Consider the following 19,011-nt stretch of genomic DNA (forward strand, 5'->3'; position numbering starts at 1 on the left):
AATGGCAAAATAAATGCCTTTGTTTATTAATAATTTTTTCACATTTGGTTGTTACACTGTATCAAAGTTAAAAAGGAGTGAAAACACAGGTGAAAATGAAAAAACGCGAGATTGACGCAGTCTTAATTCTCATTTTACTCGCTTCTGCATTCTTGAATATGTACAACATCTGGAATGACGATACGGTGAACCCTTATTACACCGCAGCAGTAACGAGTATGCTTCAAAGCTTTCATAATTTCTTTTACGCTTCATTTGACGCGGCCGGTTTTATCACGGTGGATAAACCGCCCGTTACATTCTGGCTTCAGACGATCAGCGCTCTTATCTTCGGGATGCACGGCTGGAGTGTTATCCTTCCGCAGGCATTGGCGGGAGTCGGTTCTGTTTTCTTCATGTATCTGTTAATCAAACCGACATTCGGAAAAACGGCGGCCCGCATAGCTTCCTTTGTGATGGCGTGCACACCGATTGCGGTGGCTGTAGCCCGGACAAACAATGTCGATGCATTACTTGCCTTTTTCTTATTCTTTGCGACTTGGCTTTTGTTTAAAGCAGTCAAAAAAGGAAAGCTCATTTGGCTGTTAGCGGCATTTTTCGTCGTCGGTGTCGGCTTTAACACGAAAATGCTTCAGGCTTACATGATTTTACCGGCATTTTTATTGTTTTATATGATTGCAGCAAATACCACAATCAAGAAAAAAATCATCTCGTTAATCAGCGCTGTTGTTGTCATGCTTGCTGTTTCAGTATCCTGGGCCCTTGTGGTAGACAGCACTTCTTCAAGTGACAGGCCGTATATCGGCAGCAGCCAGACCAACTCAGTATTGGAGCTTGCATTCGGTTACAACGGGATTGAACGGCTGACGGGCCAAGGGTCGACGTCAGGCGGAGGAGGAGCGCCGGGCCGCAGCGCTTCAAAAGAGATGTCTTCTGGCAATCAGTATTCATCAGCCGTTCAAGCGCCTCCGGGAAATTCTTCAAGCGGCAGTATATCAAAATCTCAGCAATCCGGAAGCTCAATGGCCGGACCTCCAAGCGGCGGTGAAATGCCGGGCGGCGACGGCCAAGGCTGCCCTCCGAGCGGCGGCTTTGGCGGAAAGGGAAGCGGGCACGGATCAAAAATGCAATCGGGAACAGGGATGTTCGGAACGGGAACACCGGGACCGCTGCGCCTGTTCCAAACGGAATTATCCGATCAAATCAGCTGGCTTCTCCCATTTGCGCTTTTTGGCATCGCCGGGCTTTTGATCGCCGGAGCAAAAGAGAGAAGAAGATTATCTGTACAGCAAAAAGAAACGGTTTTCTGGGTCGCATGGCTCGTACCGATCGCCGGATTCTTCAGTGTTGCAGAATTTTTCCACCACTATTATCTCATTATGCTGGCACCGCCGATTGCGGCGCTTGTCGGAGCCGGTTGGGTATCTCTTGCCAGCCTGTATCGAAATCAAACGGGCTGGAAGACATGGCTGCTGCCGGCGGCAATCCTTGCCACAACAGCATTTGAATTATTTATCTTACGCAATAATATTGACGAAATCGGTTACGGATGGAGCATTGGCGTCGGGATCATCGGAGCGCTTTCTGCAATCGTGCTTCTTATTATGAAACAGCGCCAGAAACCAATGACATATTACGTATCGCTTGCCGGACTCCTCGTTTTACTCGTCGTACCGATTTATTGGGCGAGCACACCGCTCCTTTACGGAGGTAACAGTGCGCTTCCGGAAACAGGACCGCAGCTTGCTTCAAGCGGTTCCGGAATGGGAACGGCAGATGGCAGTGTAAACGAAAAGCTCATTTCGTACTTAGAAAAAAATAACACCGGCTCTGAATACTTATTCGCTACGACAGATGCCGTGTCCGCTGCGCCGTACATTATTAAAACGAAAAAAGCGGTAATGGCCATCGGAGGCTACGGCGGCTCTGATCCGGCGATTACATTGGCTCAGTTCAAAAAGCTGGTCAAAGAAGGAAAAGTGAAATACTTCCTTGCCTCAGACAGAGGAAAAGGCGGAAATAGCGACATTTTAAATTGGGTCGAGAAAAACGGCAAAAAAATCTCAAGCAGTAAATGGCAATCAACAACCGCCCAAAACACATCTTCTCAACAGCGGGGACAAAAAGCTTCAGGAGCCGCTTCAACCGGCCAAGCACAAAGCGGAAGCGCCAAATCCGGCCAAATCGGCGGCGGCCCCGGCGGAATGGGCCAGTCAGCTGTTTTATATGAACTCACAGCGAAATAGAAAGGAGAGCTAACCATGAACAGACACACTCAATATTCAATTGTCGTCCCGGTTTATAACGAAGAACTCGTCATTCAGACAACCTATCAGCGTCTGAAAGAAGTGATGGATCAAACGAAAGAACACTATGAATTGATTTTTGTGAACGATGGAAGCCGAGACCGCAGTATTGAGATTTTAAGAGAACTCAGCCTTATGGACCCGAGAGTGAAAATTCTCGATTTTTCCAGAAACTTCGGGCACCAAATCGCGATTACCGCAGGCATGGATTACGCAGAGGGGAATGCAATCGTCGTCATTGACGCCGATTTGCAGGACCCTCCCGAATTAATCCTGGAGATGATTGAACAGTGGAAGGAAGGCTACGATGTGGTGTATGCCATCCGGACAAAACGAAAAGGCGAGACCTTTTTTAAGAAAAAGACGGCTTCTCTGTTTTATCGGCTGCTGCGGAGCGTGACTGATATTGACATCCCGATTGATACCGGTGATTTCCGCCTGATGGACAGAAAAGTCTGTGATGAAATGAAAAAATTAAAAGAGAAAAATCCTTTTGTCAGAGGTCTCGTCAGCTGGGTCGGCTTTAAACAGACGTCTGTCCAATACGAACGTGACGAAAGGCTGGCGGGAGAAACGAAATACCCGCTTAAAAAGATGCTGAAGCTCTCAATGGACGGCATTACAACGTTCTCCCATAAACCGCTCAAGGCTGCAAGCTATGCGGGAATGCTCATGTCAGGCGCAGGTTTTCTCTATATGTTTATCGTTTTATATATGAAACTGTTTACAGACAGCACGATTACAGGCTGGTCATCCCTGATTGTGATACAGCTATTATTCAGCGGCATCGTCCTTCTGATTTTAGGAATGATCGGTGAATACATCGGAAGAATTTATGACGAAGCAAAAGACCGCCCGCTTTATATCGTTCAAAAAGCGTACGGCATTAAAAATCAAAACATCTGCCGCGGCCAGCATATGTCGTGAGCCAAACACCCTGTCCGTTAGCGCACGGGGTGTTTTTTCGTTACGAAACACACTTGCCGTGAAGGAAAGGTGAGTTGAAAACCGATGCCGCTTCATACAGGCGAGCACTCATTGCCATTCAAAGAAGAAGCGGGTTTAACGCTCCATTCAATTGCGTCTTGCCGGTGCTTTAAGCGAACGCATCAGCAAGACAGTTCCTGTCATGTTTAATAAAATACTGGCAGCCAGTGTCATTCCCCAAGCAAAATCCTGCCGGGGGAGGTGAAGGCTGATCTGCAAAAATATGATGCCGGCCAATACCGGCAAAAGACCCTTGCTCTTCATCAGTATGTACCCTCCTTCATCGTTCAGAATGTTATACGGGGATGACAGGCTGAAAGTTTCGTTTTCTATAAAAAACCCAAGGCCGTCACAGCAGCCTTGGGTTCGTGTTAAGAAGGTGTTTCTTCTTTTTGATTCAGTTTGATTTTTTTCGTCATTTCTTTGCCGTTTCTGAGAATTTTCACTTCAACGGTGCTGCCGACCTTTGTATCCTTGTAAAGAATGTTGCGAAGCTCGCTTCCTGTGTCGGTTTCTTTGCCTTTTAAGCTGATGATGATGTCTTCTGCTTTCAGTCCGGCTTTTGCGGCAGGCGAGCCTTGTGCGACTTCACGGATATAAACGCCTTTATCCAGCTGTTTGCCGAAGAGGCCGAGTGTGCCTTCCTGATAGTTTTGCGGCACTTGCTCCAAGTCTATCATGCTGACGCCGATATATGGCCGTTCTACCTGTCCTTTGGAAAGAAGCTCTTCGGCGATCGGTTTTACGTCGTTGCTTGGGATTGCAAAACCGATGCCTTCTACATCGTCCTCGCTGATTTTCATGCTGTTGATGCCGATGATTTTGCCGTCTGTATTCAATAGCGGCCCGCCGCTGTTGCCGGGATTGATAGCCGCGTCGGTTTGGATGACGTTAATGCTGGATTCTCCGGCTGATGTAGAAATGGAAACGGTTCTGTTTAAGCCGCTCACAATTCCTTGTGTCACGGTGCGCGAAAGGTCTTTTCCGAGCGGATCACCGATGGCGATGACCGATTCACCCGTTCTGAGAGCGGATGAGTTTCCGAAGCTCGCCACTTTTTTCACGTGTTTATCACTGATTTCTAAAACGGCTAAGTCCGTTAAAGAGTCTCTGCCGACAAGTTTGGCTGTTACATCTGTGCCGTCGTACAATGACACTTTAAGAGAAGAGGCGCCTTCAACCACATGGTTGTTCGTAATGATATACGCTTTTCCGTTTGCTTTTTTGAAAATGACCCCCGAGCCTGAGCCTGTTTCGGTATCATCACTTGATGAGCCGGAGCTTGAGTCAGAACCTGACCCGAAGCCGAACAGGGAATCAGAGCTGCTTTGCTGCTTTTGCAGGTTTGTGATGCCGACGATTGCCGGTGAGATGTCTTCTACCATATTCGAAATTTTTGCTGAATCTTTTGACGAGCTGTCTGACGCCGTTGTGTTTTTGGCGGAATCAGAAGACGTCTGTTTTGCGGTTACCGATGATGTTTCCTGCGCCGGCGCCGTACTTGCTGTGTCTTGAGATTGATGATCGCCAAGCGGCGTAAATGTATAAATTCCAAGGGCGAGCCCTCCGCCGATAACCCCGCCGAGGAGCGGCCTGAACCAGCCGAAGCTGCGTCTTTTCTTCTCCTCATCCTGTACGGTGTATCTGGCCGGATGCGGGTGCTGTTCAGGATTTTCTTTCACTAAAAGGACTTCCTGTTCTTTTTGGTCTGTCCGCTTTTCATCACGATAGTTATCCATCATGTTCACTCCGTTTCTCTATTTCATCATAGCATGATTTGCCGATTATGACTGACTCCATCTTAAACAAAAAGTGTGGGATAATAATGAAAAGATTATGGGAAATTGTGAAAAAATGCGGAGATTCACAAAAAGGGGTACACTGCTAAAGGAAGCTATGAACAGAAAGGAATGATGAGATGGCCCGCATCGGTTTGGTAGGGTATGGCAGCATGGCGGAAATGATCGCTCTCCGTCTGCTGAGAGATCAACAGATTACGGAACATGATCTTTTTATTGATACGAGAACGAGAGGGGAGCGTCTGCAGGCGCTGCTTTCTGAATATCCTTCGGTACATGTTGATTCCCTTGAGGAGTGGGCTGAAACCTGCAGCCTGATTTTCATCTGCGTACCTCCGCTGTATGTGCTGGAAACGAAGCAGCGCTTAGATTCATTCATAAATGAAAAGACGCATATTGTCTCCATTGCGGCCGGCGTGCCGTTACAGGCGCTTGAGGAAGGATCAGACACAGCCGTCAGCAGATATATTCCCGCATTGACGTCAGAAGTAAAAGCGGGCGTGTCGCTGATCGTTCACGGCGGCACGGTATCTTCGACCCAGAAAAACCATTTGAATGAGCGATTGTCAGCCTTTGGAACTGTAAGAGAAATTGAAGAGGACAATCTGGATGCCGCCAGTAATTTAACAAGCTCAGCACCGGGGTTGATCGCCGCCTTATTTGAGGAATTCGCACTGTCTGCCGTTAAAAACAGCCATTTATCAAAAGAGGAAGCTTTTGAATTTCTCGTACACTCGCTGTACGGCACTGGAAAGCTTTTGCTGGAAAAGCAAATCACATTTCAGGAAACGTTAACGCGCGTAGCGACAAAAGGAGGCATAACAGGAGAAGGGGCTGATGTCATCCGCTCCGCTGCCCCGGCTATGTTTGATGAGGTATTTGAGAAAACGCTGGAAAAATACCGGAACCTTTCAGAAAACGTTAAATCCCGCATGTAAACATATGAGGGATTCTTTTTGACAATAGTGAACGATAATCTACTGCTGATATTGCATGTTTCGTTCTTTTTTAATATAATTTGTTAGAATATTCATAATTTAATACCGGAATTTTAGATAAAAAAGGAGGCATTATATGAAACTGTATGTATCTGCAGACATGGAAGGGATTTCCGGCCTGCCGGACGAAACGTTTGTTAATTCCCGGATGCATAACTATGAGCGCGGCCGGGCCATCATGACGGAAGAAGCAAACTATTGCATTACAGCAGCGTTCAATAACGGCTGTACGGAAGTGCTTGTAAATGACAGCCATTCAAAAATGAATAATTTGCTCGCCGATAAGCTTCACCCCGAGGCTGAATTGATTACCGGGGATGTGAAGCCGTTTTCGATGATGCAGGGGCTTGATGAATCATATACGGGCGCGATATTTATCGGCTATCATGCAAGAGCCTCGACACCCGGGGTCATGTCGCACAGTATGATTTTCGGCGTACGCCACTTTTACATAAACGATACGCCTGTCGGTGAACTGGGACTGAATGCCTATCTTGCCGGATATTACGATGTGCCGGTGATTATGGTTGCCGGAGATGACCGTGCCGCGAATGAAGCAGAGGATTTGATCCCTAATGTAACGACAGCCGCCGTGAAACAAACGATTTCAAGAACAGCGGTAAAATGTCTGTCACCTGTAAAGGCGGGGCAGCTCCTGACGGAGAAAACAGCCTATGCGCTGAAACATAAGGATAAGGTCAAACCGCTTACGCCGCCGGACAGGCCCGTTTTAGGCATTGAGTTTGCCAACTATGGACAGGCTGAATGGGCGAATTTGATGCCGGGGGCTGAAATTGTTCCGGGCACCACAACCGTTCAATTTCAGGCAAAAGATATGCCGGAAGCCTACCAGGCCATGCTGGTCATGACAGAACTCGCCATGAGAACATCATTCTGTTAAAGGGGTGAACGGCTTTGGTACGGTATATCATCAAACGTTTTATAGCAATGGCCATGACCGTTTTGGTCATCACCACCTTGACATTTGTCATGATGAAGGTGATACCCGGCTCGCCTTTTAACGAAGAGCGCGGCACAAACGAAGCGGTTCAGCGAAATCTCGAATCCTACTATCATCTGAACGAACCTCTCATTATCCAATACACCATCTATCTAAAATCCATTCTCACATTTGATTTCGGTCCTTCTATCAAAAAACCGTCAGACAGTGTAAACGATATGCTCGAACGCGGATTTCCCGTCTCCTTTGAGCTTGGCATGACCGCAATTGTCATTGCCGTTATTTCGGGGCTCGCGCTCGGCATTACCGCCGCGCTCCGGCGAAACGGCTTTCTCGACTATGCGGCGATGAGCCTGGCTGTGCTCGGAATTTCGATTCCCAACTTTATTATGGCAACGCTGTTAATCCAGCAATTTGCGGTCAATCTGAAATGGTTTCCCGCGGCTACCTGGACGAGTCCGATTCATATGGTGCTGCCGACCTTGGCGCTTGCCGTCGGCCCGATGGCGATTATCGCGAGGCTGACAAGGTCAAGCATGGCAGAGGTGCTTACCCAGGATTATATCCGGACCGCCAAAGCAAAAGGTCTTTCTCCTATGAAAATCATTATAAAACACGCATTGAAAAACGCGCTCATGCCCGTGATTACCGTGCTTGGCACGCTTGTTGCCAGTATTTTAACGGGGAGTTTCGTTATAGAAAAAATCTTTGCCATTCCTGGAATGGGAAAATACTTCGTGGAAAGCATTAATCAGCGGGATTATCCCGTCATTATGGGAACGACTGTTTTTTACAGCCTGATTCTGATTGTCATGCTGTTTTTAGTAGATTTGGCATACGGTCTGTTAGATCCGCGCATAAAACTTCATAAGAAAGGGTGAACGCTATGACTCTCTCCGCAGAAACAGGGAAGCGCGCAGAAGTGCCTGATGAATGGTTTCAGCCGGCCGGTGAAACAAACGGAGAGGCTGAGTCCGTCAAACGTCCGAGTCTGTCATACACTCAGGATGCGTGGCGGCGGCTCAAAAAAAATAAATTAGCGATGGCCGGGCTTTTTATCCTGCTGTTTCTGTTTGTAATGGCGATTTTCGGCCCGCTGATTTCACCGCACAGTGTAACCCGCCAAACGCTTGCTGAGCAAAATCTCCCGCCGTCTTCGTCTCACTGGTTCGGAACTGACGAGCTTGGCCGGGACGTGTTTACAAGAACATGGTACGGGGCGCGGATTTCTTTATTTGTAGGTGTGATGGCCGCTCTGATTGATTTTTTGATCGGCGTCATTTACGGAGGCATCGCCGGCTACAAAGGAGGCCGGACCGACAGCGTCATGATGCGTATCATTGAGGTTCTCTACGGACTGCCTTATCTGCTCGTTGTGATTCTGTTAATGGTGCTGATGGGCCCAGGCATCGGTTCGATTATTGTCGCTTTAACCGTCACCGGATGGGTCGGCATGGCGCGGATCGTCAGGGGGCAGGTGCTTAAGATGAAGCATGATGAGCATGTTCTCGCCTCAAAAACCTTCGGCGCGAAAACGTTTCGGATTATTAAGAAAAATCTTTTGCCGAATACGATGGGGGCCATTATCGTGCAGATGACACTCACTGTTCCGGCGGCGATTTTTGCGGAATCATTTTTAAGTTTTCTCGGGCTCGGCATTCAGGCGCCGTTTGCCAGCTGGGGTGTGATGGCAAATGACGGCTTGCCGACGATTTTATCCGGCCATTGGTGGCGGCTGTTTTTTCCGGCCTTTTTCATTTCTTTGACGATGTACGCCTTTAACGTGCTTGGCGACGGCTTGCAGGACGCGTTAGACCCTAAGCTGAGGAGGCAGTAGTGATGGCACATAAAGTCCTTTCCGTTCAAGACCTGCATGTTACTTTTTCGACGTACGGCGGCACCGTTAAGGCCGTGAGGGGCGTCAGCTTTGATTTGTATAAAGGTGAAACGTTTGCGATCGTCGGCGAATCGGGCTGCGGAAAAAGTGTGACATCACAAACGGTGATGGGCCTTCTTCCAAAACATTCAGCAAAGATTGAATCCGGAAGCATACAGTTTAAACAGAAAGACCTTTGCAAATTGCCGGAACGGGAAATGCGGGGGATACGGGGGCGTGATATCTCGATGATCTTTCAAGATCCGATGACGGCGCTGAATCCCACCTTAACCGTAGGAGACCAGCTTTCAGAAGCGCTTCTGGAGCACCGGGCCATGACAAAAAAACAAGCCGAAGCCGAGGTGCTCTCCATGCTGGGACTGGTCGGCATTCCTGATTCGAAGGCGCGGCTCAAGCAATATCCCCACCAGTTAAGCGGGGGCATGCGGCAGCGGATTGTCATCGCGATGGCTCTTATTTGCGAGCCGGAAATTATGATCGCCGATGAACCGACAACAGCCCTTGATGTTACGATTCAAGCACAAATACTGGAATTGTTCAAGGAGATTCAAAGAAAAACAGGTGTATCTATTATTCTGATTACCCATGATCTCGGCGTTGTCGCCCAGGTTGCTGACAGGGTAGCGGTCATGTATGCGGGAAAAATGGCTGAAATCGGCACGAGGCACGATATCTTCTATCATCCGACGCATCCTTACACAAAAGGGCTGCTCCATTCTGTGCCGCGGCTGGATATGGAGGGTGATGAGCTTATGCCGATTGACGGCACGCCGCCTGATTTGTTCGATCCTCCGGCGGGATGTCCGTTCGCGGCCCGCTGTCCGGACAGGATGATCGTCTGTGAGAAAGTATATCCGGAAACAACCGTCAAATCGAAAAGCCACACGGTAAATTGCTGGCTTCAGGACGAACGCGCAGATCGGCGCGTGCAAAAACAATTGACATAAGCAGAGGAAAAAGGGGGATTCAGATGAAAAAGAGATGGGCGTTAGGAGTTGCGGCAGCGCTTTCGTTTGCCTTGATGGGCTGTACGGCGAATGAGCAGGCGGGGACGGAAGCTGGCGGAGGCAAAGCGAAGGAGCAGGGGAGTGAAACCGTGCTCCGGCTGAATAATGAAAATGAGCCGACCTCATTCGATCCTCCGATCGGATTTAATAATGTGTCGTGGCAGCCGCTGAACAACATTATGGAGGGGTTAACAAGGCTCGGAAAAGATAATAAGCCTGAACCTGCCATGGCAAAAAGCTGGAAGGTGTCTGATGATAAGCTGACATATACCTTTACGATACGGGATGACGCCAAATGGACGAACGGCGATCCGGTCACAGCCGGCGACTTCGTGTATGCCTGGAAACGGATGCTTGATCCGAAAACGGGTGCACCCTCCGCTTTTCTCGGCTACATGATAAAAGGCGGAGAAGAATTTAACAGCGGAAAAGGCAAAAAAGAAGATGTAAAAGTCACCGCTAAAGATAAGAAAACGCTTGTCGTGACGCTGGCGGCCCCGCAAGATTATTTTCTGAGCGTGGTTTCCAATCCGGCGTATTTTCCGATTAATGAAAAGGTCGCCAAGGCTGACCCGAAATGGTTCACTGAAGCGAAGACCTTCGTCGGGAACGGGCCGTTTAAATTGACGGAATGGAAGCATGACGACAGTATCACAATGGAAAAAAACGATACGTACTGGGATAAAAAGACTGTCAAGCTTGATAAAGTCACGTGGGCGATGGTCAGTGACCGAAATACAGACTATCAGATGTTCCAGTCAGGAGAACTGGATACGTCATATGTTCCGGCCGAGCTGAGCGAGCAGCTGATGGGCCGGAAAAATGTCCGTACGTGGGATCAGGCCGGCCTGTATTTTTACCGTTTTAATGTGAAAATGGCGCCGTTTCAAAATGAAAAGATCAGAAAAGCGTTTGCGATGGCCATCGATCAAAAAGAAATCACCGACTATGTGACCAAAAACGGCGAAAAGCCGGCACATGCCTTTGTATCTCCGGGATTTACACAGCCTGACGGCAAAGATTTCCGCGAAGCGGGCGGAAGCTTATTAACTGCAAACGAAGGAGAGGCAAAGAAACTCTTGGAAAAGGGCATGGCAGAAGAGCATTATGACAAGCTGCCTGCCATTACACTGACATACAGCACAAAACCGGAGCATAAGAAAATAGCGGAAGCGATTCAGCAAAAGCTGAAAGGTGTGCTCGGTGTTGACGTCAAGCTTGCCAATATGGAATGGAACGTCTTTTTAGAGGAGCAGAAAGGGCTGAAATTCCAATTTTCACAAAGCTCATTTTTACCTGATTACGCAGATCCGATCAGCTTTCTCGAAGCATTCCAGACAGGAAATTCAATGAACCGCACAGGCTGGGGAAGCGCAGCTTACGACAGCTATATCAAACAGGTCCAACATGAAGCCGATGCGAAAAAACGCTTTGCGCTTATGCATAAGGCGGAAAAGCTGCTGATTAATGAAGCGCCTATCATTCCGATTTATTTTTACAACCAAGTCCATTTGCAGAACGAAAATGTGAAGGGCATTGTCCGCCATCCCGTCGGCTACATTGATTTAAAATGGGCGGAAAAGTCCTGATGTTGAATTGAAACCATACTGCTCTTTTGCCGGCAAAGGAGCGGTATTTTTTCACTTTCTCGAAAGTGACGGAAAGGAGAATGGGGAAGCCATGAAACATAAACCGAAAGCTCTTCAAAAAGGTGACACGGTTGGTGTGATTGCGCCCGCAAGCCCGCCTGACGGTGAAGCGTTAAAAACGGCGCTGCCTTTTTTAGAAACGGAGCTCGGCCTTCAAGTGAAACTCGGCCGGGCGCTGAAGAACAGGCATGGCTATTTGGCGGGGGAGGACCGCGTGCGGCTGGATGATTTACATGACATGTTCGCTGATAAGGACGTTAAAGCGGTTTTATGTGCGTGCGGAGGATTTGGCACAGGCCGCATCGCCGCTGACATTGATTACGGCTTAATCCGCAGCAATCCGAAGATTTTTTGGGGATACAGCGACATCACATTTTTACATACAGCCATTCATCAAAATACGGGGCTCGTCACCTTTCACGGGCCGATGCTGAGCTCTGATATCGGCCTTGAAGTTGTCGATCCCCTTACGAAAGCATCGTATCAGCAGCTCTTCTCAGAAACGGAATTCACTTATACAGAAGACATTTCTCCGCTTACGGCGCTGACGGAGGGGAGAGCCGAAGGAGAGCTCGCGGGAGGCAATCTGTCACTCATCACTTCAACACTCGGCACGCCCTTTGAAATTGATACGAAAGGCAAATTGCTGTTTATAGAAGATATCGATGAGGAGCCGTATCAAATAGACAGAATGCTGAATCAATTAAAAATGGCCGGCAAGCTGTCAGATGCAGCGGGAATACTCGTTTGTGATTTCCATCAATGTGAGCCGCAGAAAAAAGAAAAGTCGCTCACTTTAGAGCAGGTTTTGGAAGATTATATTGTCAAATCAGGAAAACCTGCGCTTAAGGGCTTTAAAATCGGCCACTGTTCACCGAGCTTTGCCATTCCGATCGGTGTGCGCGCAGTCATGGATACAGCGGCAAAAACGGTAACGATTGAACCGGGTGTTTCTTAAAGGAGTGACCGAATATGAGAATAACTGATATTTATACGAGCCGAATCTCCGTGCCGCTGAAAAAACCGTTCAAAACCGCTTTACGGACGGTATACAAAGCGGAATCGGCCGTTGTGAAAATTACCTATGACAACGGCCTGGCTGGCTGGGGGGAAGCGCCCCCGACGGTTGTCATTACAGGTGACAGCATGGCGGGCATCGAAAGCGCCATTCATGACGTGTTGAAGCCTGTTTTGCTGGGGCGGAGCCTTCATAGCCCGGAAGCGATTTTTTATGACATCAGCCGGCTTTTGGAGAGAAACGAGAGCGCTAAAGCGGCGATTGATATGGCCGTTTATGACGGCTGGGCGCAAATGAACGGGCTGCCGCTTTACCAGCTGCTAGGGGGTTATCGCAACACCCTCGAGACTGACTTTACCGTCAGCGTAAATTCTCCTGAGGAGATGGCCGAAGACGCTGTCGGTTATCTGAAAGAGGGTTTTCATACGCTGAAAATAAAAGTGGGCAAGGATGATGCAGCAGACGATATTGAACGGATCCGGGCGATCAGAGCGCGCGTCGGCGCCAACGTGAAGCTGAGGCTGGACGCCAATCAGGGCTGGACGCCGAAAGAGGCAGTGACCGCCATTCGCAAAATGGAGGATGCCGGACTTGCGATCGAGCTTGTCGAGCAGCCCGTCCATAAAGATGACCTCGCCGGCCTGAAGCAGGTCACTGATGCGACTGAGACACCGATTATGGCTGATGAAAGCGTCTTTTCCCCGCAGCAGGCATTTCACGTGCTGCAAACCAGAAGCGCCGACATGATTAATATTAAGCTGATGAAAGCAGGCGGCATCAAGCGGGCGGAGACCATCAATGCGATGGCGGAAACGTGCGGGGTGGAATGTATGGTCGGCAGCATGATTGAGACGAAACTCGGCATTACCGCGGCTGCCCACTTTGCGGCAAGCAAACGAAACGTAACAAGATTTGATTTTGATGCGCCGCTTATGCTGAAAACAGATGTCATCCAAGGCGGCATATCTTACAGCGGCAGTCAGATTACCATTCCTGACGACCCTGGGCTCGGGATTACCGGTGTCTTGGCGGCAGAGGAGGCGGAGAGATGAAAGCAGTCGTTACAGCTGCTGTAGCCAATATATGGACGTCCCAGTCTTCCCCGCGCCCGGCTGATGCGCCGATGCTTAGAAATCCGGTGAACATCAGAAAATGGCTGGCGCACATAGGATATGAGGAGCGGCTTCAATTATGCACGGACAATCTTGTCCAAACACAGGTGCTCTTCGGTGAAGAAGTCATTGTGCTCAAAGAGGAGGGAGATTGGGCTTTTGTCGTCATTCCGAGCCAGCCTTCAAAAAAGGATGCACGCGGCTATCCGGGGTGGGTGAAAACATGCCAGCTTTCTAAAAGCAGCTTCGGTCCATCTCCTCATACCGTATGCATCACCAAGCCGACAGCTTTTTTATATACCAAAAACGGTGAACGGGAATCGGAACTGAGTTTCTTAACGCGTCTTCCTGCCGCTGGTCAGCAGGATGGATTTATCCGGGTGCTGACTCCGTTCGGGGAACGATTTCTGAAAGAAACAGACGCCCGGGTGCTGCGGCACACGCAGGGAAGGGCGCATGACATCATCGAAACGGGAATGGCGTTTCTCGGGCTGCCTTATTTGTGGGGCGGCCTGAGCGGCTTCGGTTATGATTGCTCGGGATTTATGTTTTCGATTTTTAAAGCAAACGGCTATGCGCTGCCCCGTGATGCCGCAGACCAGGCAAATACCGGGCGCGGCGTGCCAGTAAGCGAAATGCAGCCGGGCGACCTTTTGTTTTTTGCCTATGAAAAAGGGAGAGGTGCCGTTCACCACGTGGGTTTGGCGATAGGCGGCGGGAAGATGCTGCACTCGCCGAAAACGGGAAAAACAATTGAAGTGCTTCCGTTAGAAGGAACGATCTATGAACAAGAATTGTGTACAGTACGCCGCTGTTTCAGCGGAAAGGGGGAAAGGAAATGACGGCATCTCCGCTCCTTGAAGTCAGCGGGCTTAAAATGCATTTTGACGCGGGCAGAAAGAAAACGGTTAAAGCGGTAGACGGTGTAAGCTTTCATATTCAAAAAGGGGAGACGTTCGGACTTGTCGGAGAGTCAGGCTGCGGGAAATCGACGCTCGGCAGAGTCATTCTTCGCCTGTATCAGCCGACGGCCGGATCGGTGTCATACGAAGGAACGGACATTCACAATATAAGCGCAGAAAAGCGGGCCGGCTTCTTTCGCAAGCTCCAGATGATCTTTCAGGATCCTTATGCTTCCTTGAATCCGCGTCTGACGGTAAGAGAAATCATTATGGAGCCGATGGACATCCACAAGATGTATCATACGAGAAAAGCCCGCCTGATGGTAGCGGATGAGCTGCTTGAAGCGGTAGGGCTTCATGCGGACTTCGGCAGCCGCTATCCGCATGAATTCAGCGGAGGCCAGAGGCAGAGGATCGGCATTGCCAGAGCGCTCTCTTTGCATCCTGAGTTTATTGTAGCGGATGAACCGATTTCGGCCCTAGATGTGTCTGTGCAGGCGCAGGTCGTCAATCTGCTCAAGAGGCTGCAAAAGGAAAAGGGGCTGACTTTTTTGTTTATTGCCCACGATTTATCGATGGTCAAGCATATCAGCGATAGGATCGGTGTCATGTATTTAGGGCGCATGATGGAAATTACGGAAAGCGGGGCGCTTTATCGCGAACCGCTTCACCCTTATACAAAGGCGCTTTTATCCTCGATACCGATTCCTGACCCTAAGCTGGAGGACAAGCGTGAACGGATTATTTTAAAAGGGGAGCTGCCAAGCCCGGTTAATCCGCCTAGCGGCTGCGTCTTTAGGACGAGGTGCCCTGAAGCGATGGATGTGTGCGCCAAAGCTGCGCCTGAACTAGAAGAAGTAAAGACAGGGCGGTTTGTCGCCTGTCACTTATACAAAAAAGAAAGCTGACTGATAAGCCAGCTTTCTTTTTGATTAGGATTGATGCAAAAATGAAACGCAGACCGGGTACGGAACGGATACGTCCGATTGCAGCAATGCCAGCCTGCCTGTTTCTTGATCACGTTCAAACAGGACGAGGTTTCCCGTCTCCTCATTTGAGGCGACGACGAATGCTTCAGACGGATCAAGAGCGAAATCCCGCGGCCAGTTTCCTTCTGTCGACACCCATTCCACAAGTGACAATTCACCGGAATATTGGTTGATCTTAAAGATGGCTATGCTGTCGTGTCCGCGGTTTGCGGCATAAAGGAATCTGCCGTCTTTTGAAATTCGAATCGCGCTTCCTTGGGATTTGTCAGTAAAGCCCTCCGGTAAAGTTGAAATGACCTGCAGCTCTCTGAATTCTCCCAATGTCGGGTTATATTCAAGAGCGATGACTTCATTGCTGATTTCAGTCATCACATAGGCGTATTTTTCAGCCGGATGGAAAACGATGTGGCGCGGTCCTGAACCAGGGGCAAAGGAATGGCTTTTCACTTCTTTCAGCGCGCCTTCTTTCAATTGGTACGTATACAGTTTATCCGTTCCTAAATCAACGGCGGCGATGTAGTTGTGCTCAGGTGTAAAGCCTGCGAAATGTGTATGCGGTTTTTCCTGTCTCTCATGAGGGCCTGTCCCGGTATGAACGGCTTCAGCTGCAGCTGCCTGAAGACTGCCGTCTTCACCGATCGGAAAGGCGTGAACTTTTCCGCTGTGATAATTAGCGGTTAAGACAAATTCATGTTTATCATCAACGCTGACATGGCACGGAGAAGGACCGTCAATCAGCTGATGGTTCACAAATGTTAATTCCCCGCTGCTGCTATTGATTTGATAGGCAGCGACGCCGCCTTTTCCGTCTGTTTTTTCAATGGAATAAAGCATGCTGTTATCTGAATTCGGTATAACATAAGTCGGGTTGCCGAGCTTTGCGGCCAGCTTCGGCCGGCTGATCCGTTTTGCTTCTGTATCGAGTTCAAAACGATAAATGCCTTCACTTCCGCCTTTTGTATATGTTCCTGCGTATCCTATGTACTTAGCCATACGGTTTCCCCCTCTAAAGTAATGTCTTCTCTATATTACCGCATCTTAGGGGAATCCGCCTTTTAAAATGTTTATGATTTCCTGACTAGCGGCAAGGTGCAGCATCGGAAGGAACCCCCGGATTTAATTATTTCGGAAAGGTCGGTTTCAATGACGCGATACCCTCTTTTCTTCAGCTCGCCATTCGTATGGCTATGCTGAGGCAGGCTGATGATCGTTTTATGACCGATAGAAAGCACATTCGGTCCGAGCGTAAAATGTTCTTCCTCAGGAACTTCAATCAGCTTAAAACGTTTTGCAAGAAGGTCAATTTCTTTCTGGCGCAAGCCTTTACGGCAGTATAGCGCTTCAGTGTCCGATATAATATTAAACACACAGCCCAAATGCAAAAAATCCTCCTGCAAGGGGATCGGCACAACAGTGTATGCCGGCAGGGCCGCAACAGCCGCTTTTTCCGTCCGGTCGCTCAGCCCGACATAAACGGTATCACCTGCGATCATGACGTCGCCGCCTTCAATATTCGCTTCTTTCATGCGGATAAAGGGCACGTTCTCGTCCTCAAGGAGCTTTTGAAGCGCCTTTTCCTCTCCCAGCCGGACAGAGGCCGCCATATTGGAAATAAAGGCGGTTCCGCCTAAAACAAATCCGATATCCCGGGTAAATACTTGTTCCGGCAATTCGCGATTCTCTGGAAGCATGATGACGTCAATATGATGTTCTTTTAATATGCTGGAAATCGCTGTGCTGTTTTTTGGCTAAATTGACGTCAATATTTTCATGTTCAAAATATTTTTGGGTTTCATTTATAATATCTTTAATTGCCATATGTTCTGGCTGGCATAAAATGACCGTTTGTAAAGCATCATATTCACTGCGGCATGCCGGTTTCTGCTTGAATTTCGGAATGGATACGTCCATGTAAAATCCTCCTGTCCGTGATCATGTGCGTATATTATTCCCTTAAGTGAAGAATAATGAAACATTTCTGGCAGAACATCTAACCAACTTAACATTTAAAATTTTAGACAAAGCGGCAAAAGTATTGTTTAATAGGTGATACAAATGGCTCAATTTGAGCAGACACCAAAGGGGAGTTTGAATGACATGAAATTACCTGAATCGAGATTTTGCAAAGAAACAAGGGTCGTCAAAACAAGCCGGGTTTTTCCGCTTGATACGAATAATCACAACACGCTGTTTGGCGGGAAGCTGATGAGTTATATTGACGATATTGCCTCTATTTCGGCGGCCCGGCACTGCCGATGTGAAACAGTCACAGCGTCAATGGATTCTGTGGACTTTTTGCGGCCGATCGGCCAAGATAATTCCGTCTGCCTTGAATCCTATGTCACTTGGGTAGGCACATCGTCTATGGAAGTGTTCGTCAAAGTGATTAAGGAGCATTTGATGACGGGAGAACGGGAGCTTGCGGCAACATCATTTCTGACGTTTGTCGCTCTTGATGCAAACGGCAAATCCGTACCCGTCCCGAGAATCGTGCCGGAAACAGAAGAAGAAATCATGCTTCACAATACTGCCGTCCAGCGGGCCGCCGAACGAAAAAACCGCCTAAAGCACAGCAAGGCCCTGGCAGACGAGCTTGGTACTGATAAGCCTTGGTAACCGTCAGAACCGCTTTTTAAAAGCGGTTTTTTCAGGCTGAAAAAGGACTTTTCCTTTCGTATAGATAATCTATACAGGGAAAGGAGCCGTGGCGCGTATGGGGAAAAACAAGCTTTCTGATACCATCCTGACAACCGGGCGGATCCGCCTGCGGGCAATGCAGGATAGTGATGAGCAGAATTTGTATAAGCTGTTTACAGACGCAGAGGTCATGAAATATTATCCCTCTCTTAAAAGTAAACGGGAAACGAAGGAATGGATTGCTTGGAACAAACGATTGGCAAAAGGGTACGGCGTCAGTCTCTGGATAGCGGAAGATAAGGAGACTGGCGGGTTTCTGGGCCAATGCGGGATCGTGCCGCAGACGGTAAACGGGAGCACGGTGATGGAAATCGGTTATATGTTTGCCCGCTGTCATTGGGGGCGCGGCTACGCGACAGAAGCCGCCAAAGCCTGTCTGGAATACGGCTTCGGCAAGCTGCATTACTGGCGGATGGCGGCGCTTATTGATCCGAATAACCTCGCATCCGTTCGTGTGGCAGAAAAGATCGGCATGGTCACCGGCCAAACCGTAGAAAAATGGGGCAGACAGCTTGCGGTTTACGAAATAAAATCTGACAATTGAACGTTTTATCAAGATGTAGTATCATACAATCAGACATGTTTTCTAGGGTTCCGCATGCGTCACATGGTCTGGTCCGAGAGAAAACACATATGCGGACATATCCCCGCATATGCACACGGAGGGAAAAAAGCCCGGGAGAGTCAAT

Annotated in this window: 17 protein-coding genes, 1 pseudogene and 1 riboswitch; of the genes and pseudogenes, 14 read left to right on the top strand and 4 right to left on the bottom strand. The window is 48.8% G+C overall.

Features of this window, described 5'->3' with window-relative positions:
• Positions 1-89 precede the first annotated feature (89 nt).
• Together AXI59_RS10715 and AXI59_RS10720 are read left to right on the top strand one after the other, a co-directional pair.
• Positions 90-2,246: a glycosyltransferase family 39 protein gene (locus AXI59_RS10715; protein ID WP_061528173.1), complete on the top strand. Its 2,157-nt coding sequence runs from the start codon at positions 90-92 to the stop codon at positions 2,244-2,246.
• Between the two features lie 15 nt (positions 2,247-2,261).
• Positions 2,262-3,233, top strand: a complete 972-nt coding sequence (locus AXI59_RS10720) for a glycosyltransferase family 2 protein (protein WP_061528174.1) — start codon at positions 2,262-2,264, stop codon at positions 3,231-3,233.
• A 147-nt stretch (positions 3,234-3,380) separates the two neighbouring features.
• On the opposite strand, the gene AXI59_RS20015 is transcribed toward AXI59_RS10720, so the two are convergent.
• Both AXI59_RS20015 and htrA read right to left on the bottom strand, forming a co-directional pair.
• A complete protein-coding gene (locus AXI59_RS20015) occupies positions 3,381-3,557 on the bottom strand; it encodes a hypothetical protein (protein WP_167348372.1) in 177 nt (58 codons plus the stop codon).
• Between the two features lie 107 nt (positions 3,558-3,664).
• On the bottom strand, positions 3,665-5,032 hold the full coding sequence (gene htrA, locus AXI59_RS10725; RefSeq protein ID WP_061523478.1) for a serine protease HtrA: 1,368 nt from the start codon (positions 5,030-5,032) through the stop codon (positions 3,665-3,667).
• 179 nt (positions 5,033-5,211) lie between these two features.
• Between htrA and proG the strand changes: the two genes are divergently transcribed.
• The 10 genes from proG to AXI59_RS10775 all read left to right on the top strand — a co-directional run bounded on the left by proG (position 5,212) and on the right by AXI59_RS10775 (position 15,544).
• Complete coding sequence (proG, locus tag AXI59_RS10730) at positions 5,212-6,030, top strand: pyrroline-5-carboxylate reductase ProG (RefSeq protein ID WP_061528175.1); 819 nt, start codon at positions 5,212-5,214, stop codon at positions 6,028-6,030.
• 136 nt (positions 6,031-6,166) lie between these two features.
• The gene (locus AXI59_RS10735; protein ID WP_061523480.1) at positions 6,167-6,991 is read left to right on the top strand and encodes a M55 family metallopeptidase; all 825 of its coding nucleotides are present in this window, start codon (positions 6,167-6,169) and stop codon (positions 6,989-6,991) included.
• A 14-nt stretch (positions 6,992-7,005) separates the two neighbouring features.
• A complete protein-coding gene (locus tag AXI59_RS10740) occupies positions 7,006-7,932 on the top strand; it encodes an ABC transporter permease (RefSeq protein WP_061523481.1) in 927 nt (308 codons plus the stop codon).
• A 5-nt stretch (positions 7,933-7,937) separates the two neighbouring features.
• A complete protein-coding gene (locus tag AXI59_RS10745) occupies positions 7,938-8,888 on the top strand; it encodes an ABC transporter permease (RefSeq protein ID WP_061528176.1) in 951 nt (316 codons plus the stop codon).
• A gap of 2 nt (positions 8,889-8,890) precedes the next feature.
• Positions 8,891-9,895 (top strand): ABC transporter ATP-binding protein, encoded by a 1,005-nt coding sequence (locus AXI59_RS10750; protein ID WP_061528177.1) that lies wholly within the window; start codon positions 8,891-8,893, stop codon positions 9,893-9,895.
• Positions 9,892-11,544: a peptide ABC transporter substrate-binding protein gene (locus AXI59_RS10755; protein ID WP_156476267.1), complete on the top strand. Its 1,653-nt coding sequence runs from the start codon at positions 9,892-9,894 to the stop codon at positions 11,542-11,544. Before AXI59_RS10750 ends, AXI59_RS10755 begins: the two co-directional genes overlap by 4 nt.
• A gap of 91 nt (positions 11,545-11,635) precedes the next feature.
• A complete protein-coding gene (locus AXI59_RS10760) occupies positions 11,636-12,562 on the top strand; it encodes a S66 peptidase family protein (protein ID WP_061528194.1) in 927 nt (308 codons plus the stop codon).
• A 14-nt stretch (positions 12,563-12,576) separates the two neighbouring features.
• Positions 12,577-13,674 carry an L-Ala-D/L-Glu epimerase gene (gene ykfB, locus AXI59_RS10765; RefSeq protein ID WP_061528179.1) on the top strand — a complete coding sequence of 366 codons (1,098 nt, stop codon included), beginning with the start codon at positions 12,577-12,579 and terminating at the stop codon, positions 13,672-13,674.
• Entirely contained in the window at positions 13,671-14,576 is a 906-nt protein-coding gene (locus AXI59_RS10770; RefSeq protein ID WP_061528180.1) for a C40 family peptidase, read from the top strand. The genes ykfB and AXI59_RS10770 overlap by 4 nt, the downstream gene beginning before the upstream one ends.
• Positions 14,573-15,544 (top strand): ABC transporter ATP-binding protein, encoded by a 972-nt coding sequence (locus AXI59_RS10775; RefSeq protein ID WP_061528181.1) that lies wholly within the window; start codon positions 14,573-14,575, stop codon positions 15,542-15,544. The genes AXI59_RS10770 and AXI59_RS10775 overlap by 4 nt, the downstream gene beginning before the upstream one ends.
• A gap of 24 nt (positions 15,545-15,568) precedes the next feature.
• Here the strand turns inward: AXI59_RS10775 and AXI59_RS10780 are convergent, their stop codons facing one another.
• Together AXI59_RS10780 and AXI59_RS10785 are read right to left on the bottom strand one after the other, a co-directional pair.
• Positions 15,569-16,618 (bottom strand): lactonase family protein, encoded by a 1,050-nt coding sequence (locus AXI59_RS10780; RefSeq protein WP_061528182.1) that lies wholly within the window; start codon positions 16,616-16,618, stop codon positions 15,569-15,571.
• A gap of 71 nt (positions 16,619-16,689) precedes the next feature.
• Positions 16,690-17,536, bottom strand: a pseudogene (locus AXI59_RS10785) (dimethylarginine dimethylaminohydrolase family protein).
• A gap of 186 nt (positions 17,537-17,722) precedes the next feature.
• On the opposite strand from AXI59_RS10785, the gene AXI59_RS10790 reads away from it, so the two are divergent.
• Together AXI59_RS10790 and AXI59_RS10795 are read left to right on the top strand one after the other, a co-directional pair.
• The gene (locus AXI59_RS10790; protein WP_061523489.1) at positions 17,723-18,241 is read left to right on the top strand and encodes an acyl-CoA thioesterase; all 519 of its coding nucleotides are present in this window, start codon (positions 17,723-17,725) and stop codon (positions 18,239-18,241) included.
• A 97-nt stretch (positions 18,242-18,338) separates the two neighbouring features.
• Complete coding sequence (locus AXI59_RS10795) at positions 18,339-18,866, top strand: GNAT family N-acetyltransferase (RefSeq protein WP_061528183.1); 528 nt, start codon at positions 18,339-18,341, stop codon at positions 18,864-18,866.
• A 31-nt stretch (positions 18,867-18,897) separates the two neighbouring features.
• Positions 18,898-19,006: riboswitch (guanidine-I (ykkC/yxkD leader) on the top strand.
• Positions 19,007-19,011: the final 5 nt, after the last annotated feature.

The organism is Bacillus nakamurai (assembly GCF_001584325.1).
Lineage (GTDB): Bacteria > Bacillota > Bacilli > Bacillales > Bacillaceae > Bacillus > Bacillus nakamurai.

Coding starts and splice junctions, on each gene's coding strand:
- AXI59_RS10770 (WP_061528180.1), top strand. CDS start 13,671: ATGAAAGCAGTCGTTACAGCTGCTGTAGCCAATATATGGACGTCCCAG.
- AXI59_RS10760 (WP_061528194.1), top strand. CDS start 11,636: ATGAAACATAAACCGAAAGCTCTTCAAAAAGGTGACACGGTTGGTGTG.
- ykfB (WP_061528179.1), top strand. CDS start 12,577: ATGAGAATAACTGATATTTATACGAGCCGAATCTCCGTGCCGCTGAAA.
- AXI59_RS10790 (WP_061523489.1), top strand. CDS start 17,723: ATGAAATTACCTGAATCGAGATTTTGCAAAGAAACAAGGGTCGTCAAA.
- AXI59_RS10735 (WP_061523480.1), top strand. CDS start 6,167: ATGAAACTGTATGTATCTGCAGACATGGAAGGGATTTCCGGCCTGCCG.
- htrA (WP_061523478.1), bottom strand. CDS start 5,032: ATGGATAACTATCGTGATGAAAAGCGGACAGACCAAAAAGAACAGGAA.
- proG (WP_061528175.1), top strand. CDS start 5,212: ATGGCCCGCATCGGTTTGGTAGGGTATGGCAGCATGGCGGAAATGATC.
- AXI59_RS10745 (WP_061528176.1), top strand. CDS start 7,938: ATGACTCTCTCCGCAGAAACAGGGAAGCGCGCAGAAGTGCCTGATGAA.
- AXI59_RS10795 (WP_061528183.1), top strand. CDS start 18,339: ATGGGGAAAAACAAGCTTTCTGATACCATCCTGACAACCGGGCGGATC.
- AXI59_RS10775 (WP_061528181.1), top strand. CDS start 14,573: ATGACGGCATCTCCGCTCCTTGAAGTCAGCGGGCTTAAAATGCATTTT.
- AXI59_RS20015 (WP_167348372.1), bottom strand. CDS start 3,557: ATGAAGAGCAAGGGTCTTTTGCCGGTATTGGCCGGCATCATATTTTTG.
- AXI59_RS10780 (WP_061528182.1), bottom strand. CDS start 16,618: ATGGCTAAGTACATAGGATACGCAGGAACATATACAAAAGGCGGAAGT.
- AXI59_RS10720 (WP_061528174.1), top strand. CDS start 2,262: ATGAACAGACACACTCAATATTCAATTGTCGTCCCGGTTTATAACGAA.
- AXI59_RS10750 (WP_061528177.1), top strand. CDS start 8,891: ATGGCACATAAAGTCCTTTCCGTTCAAGACCTGCATGTTACTTTTTCG.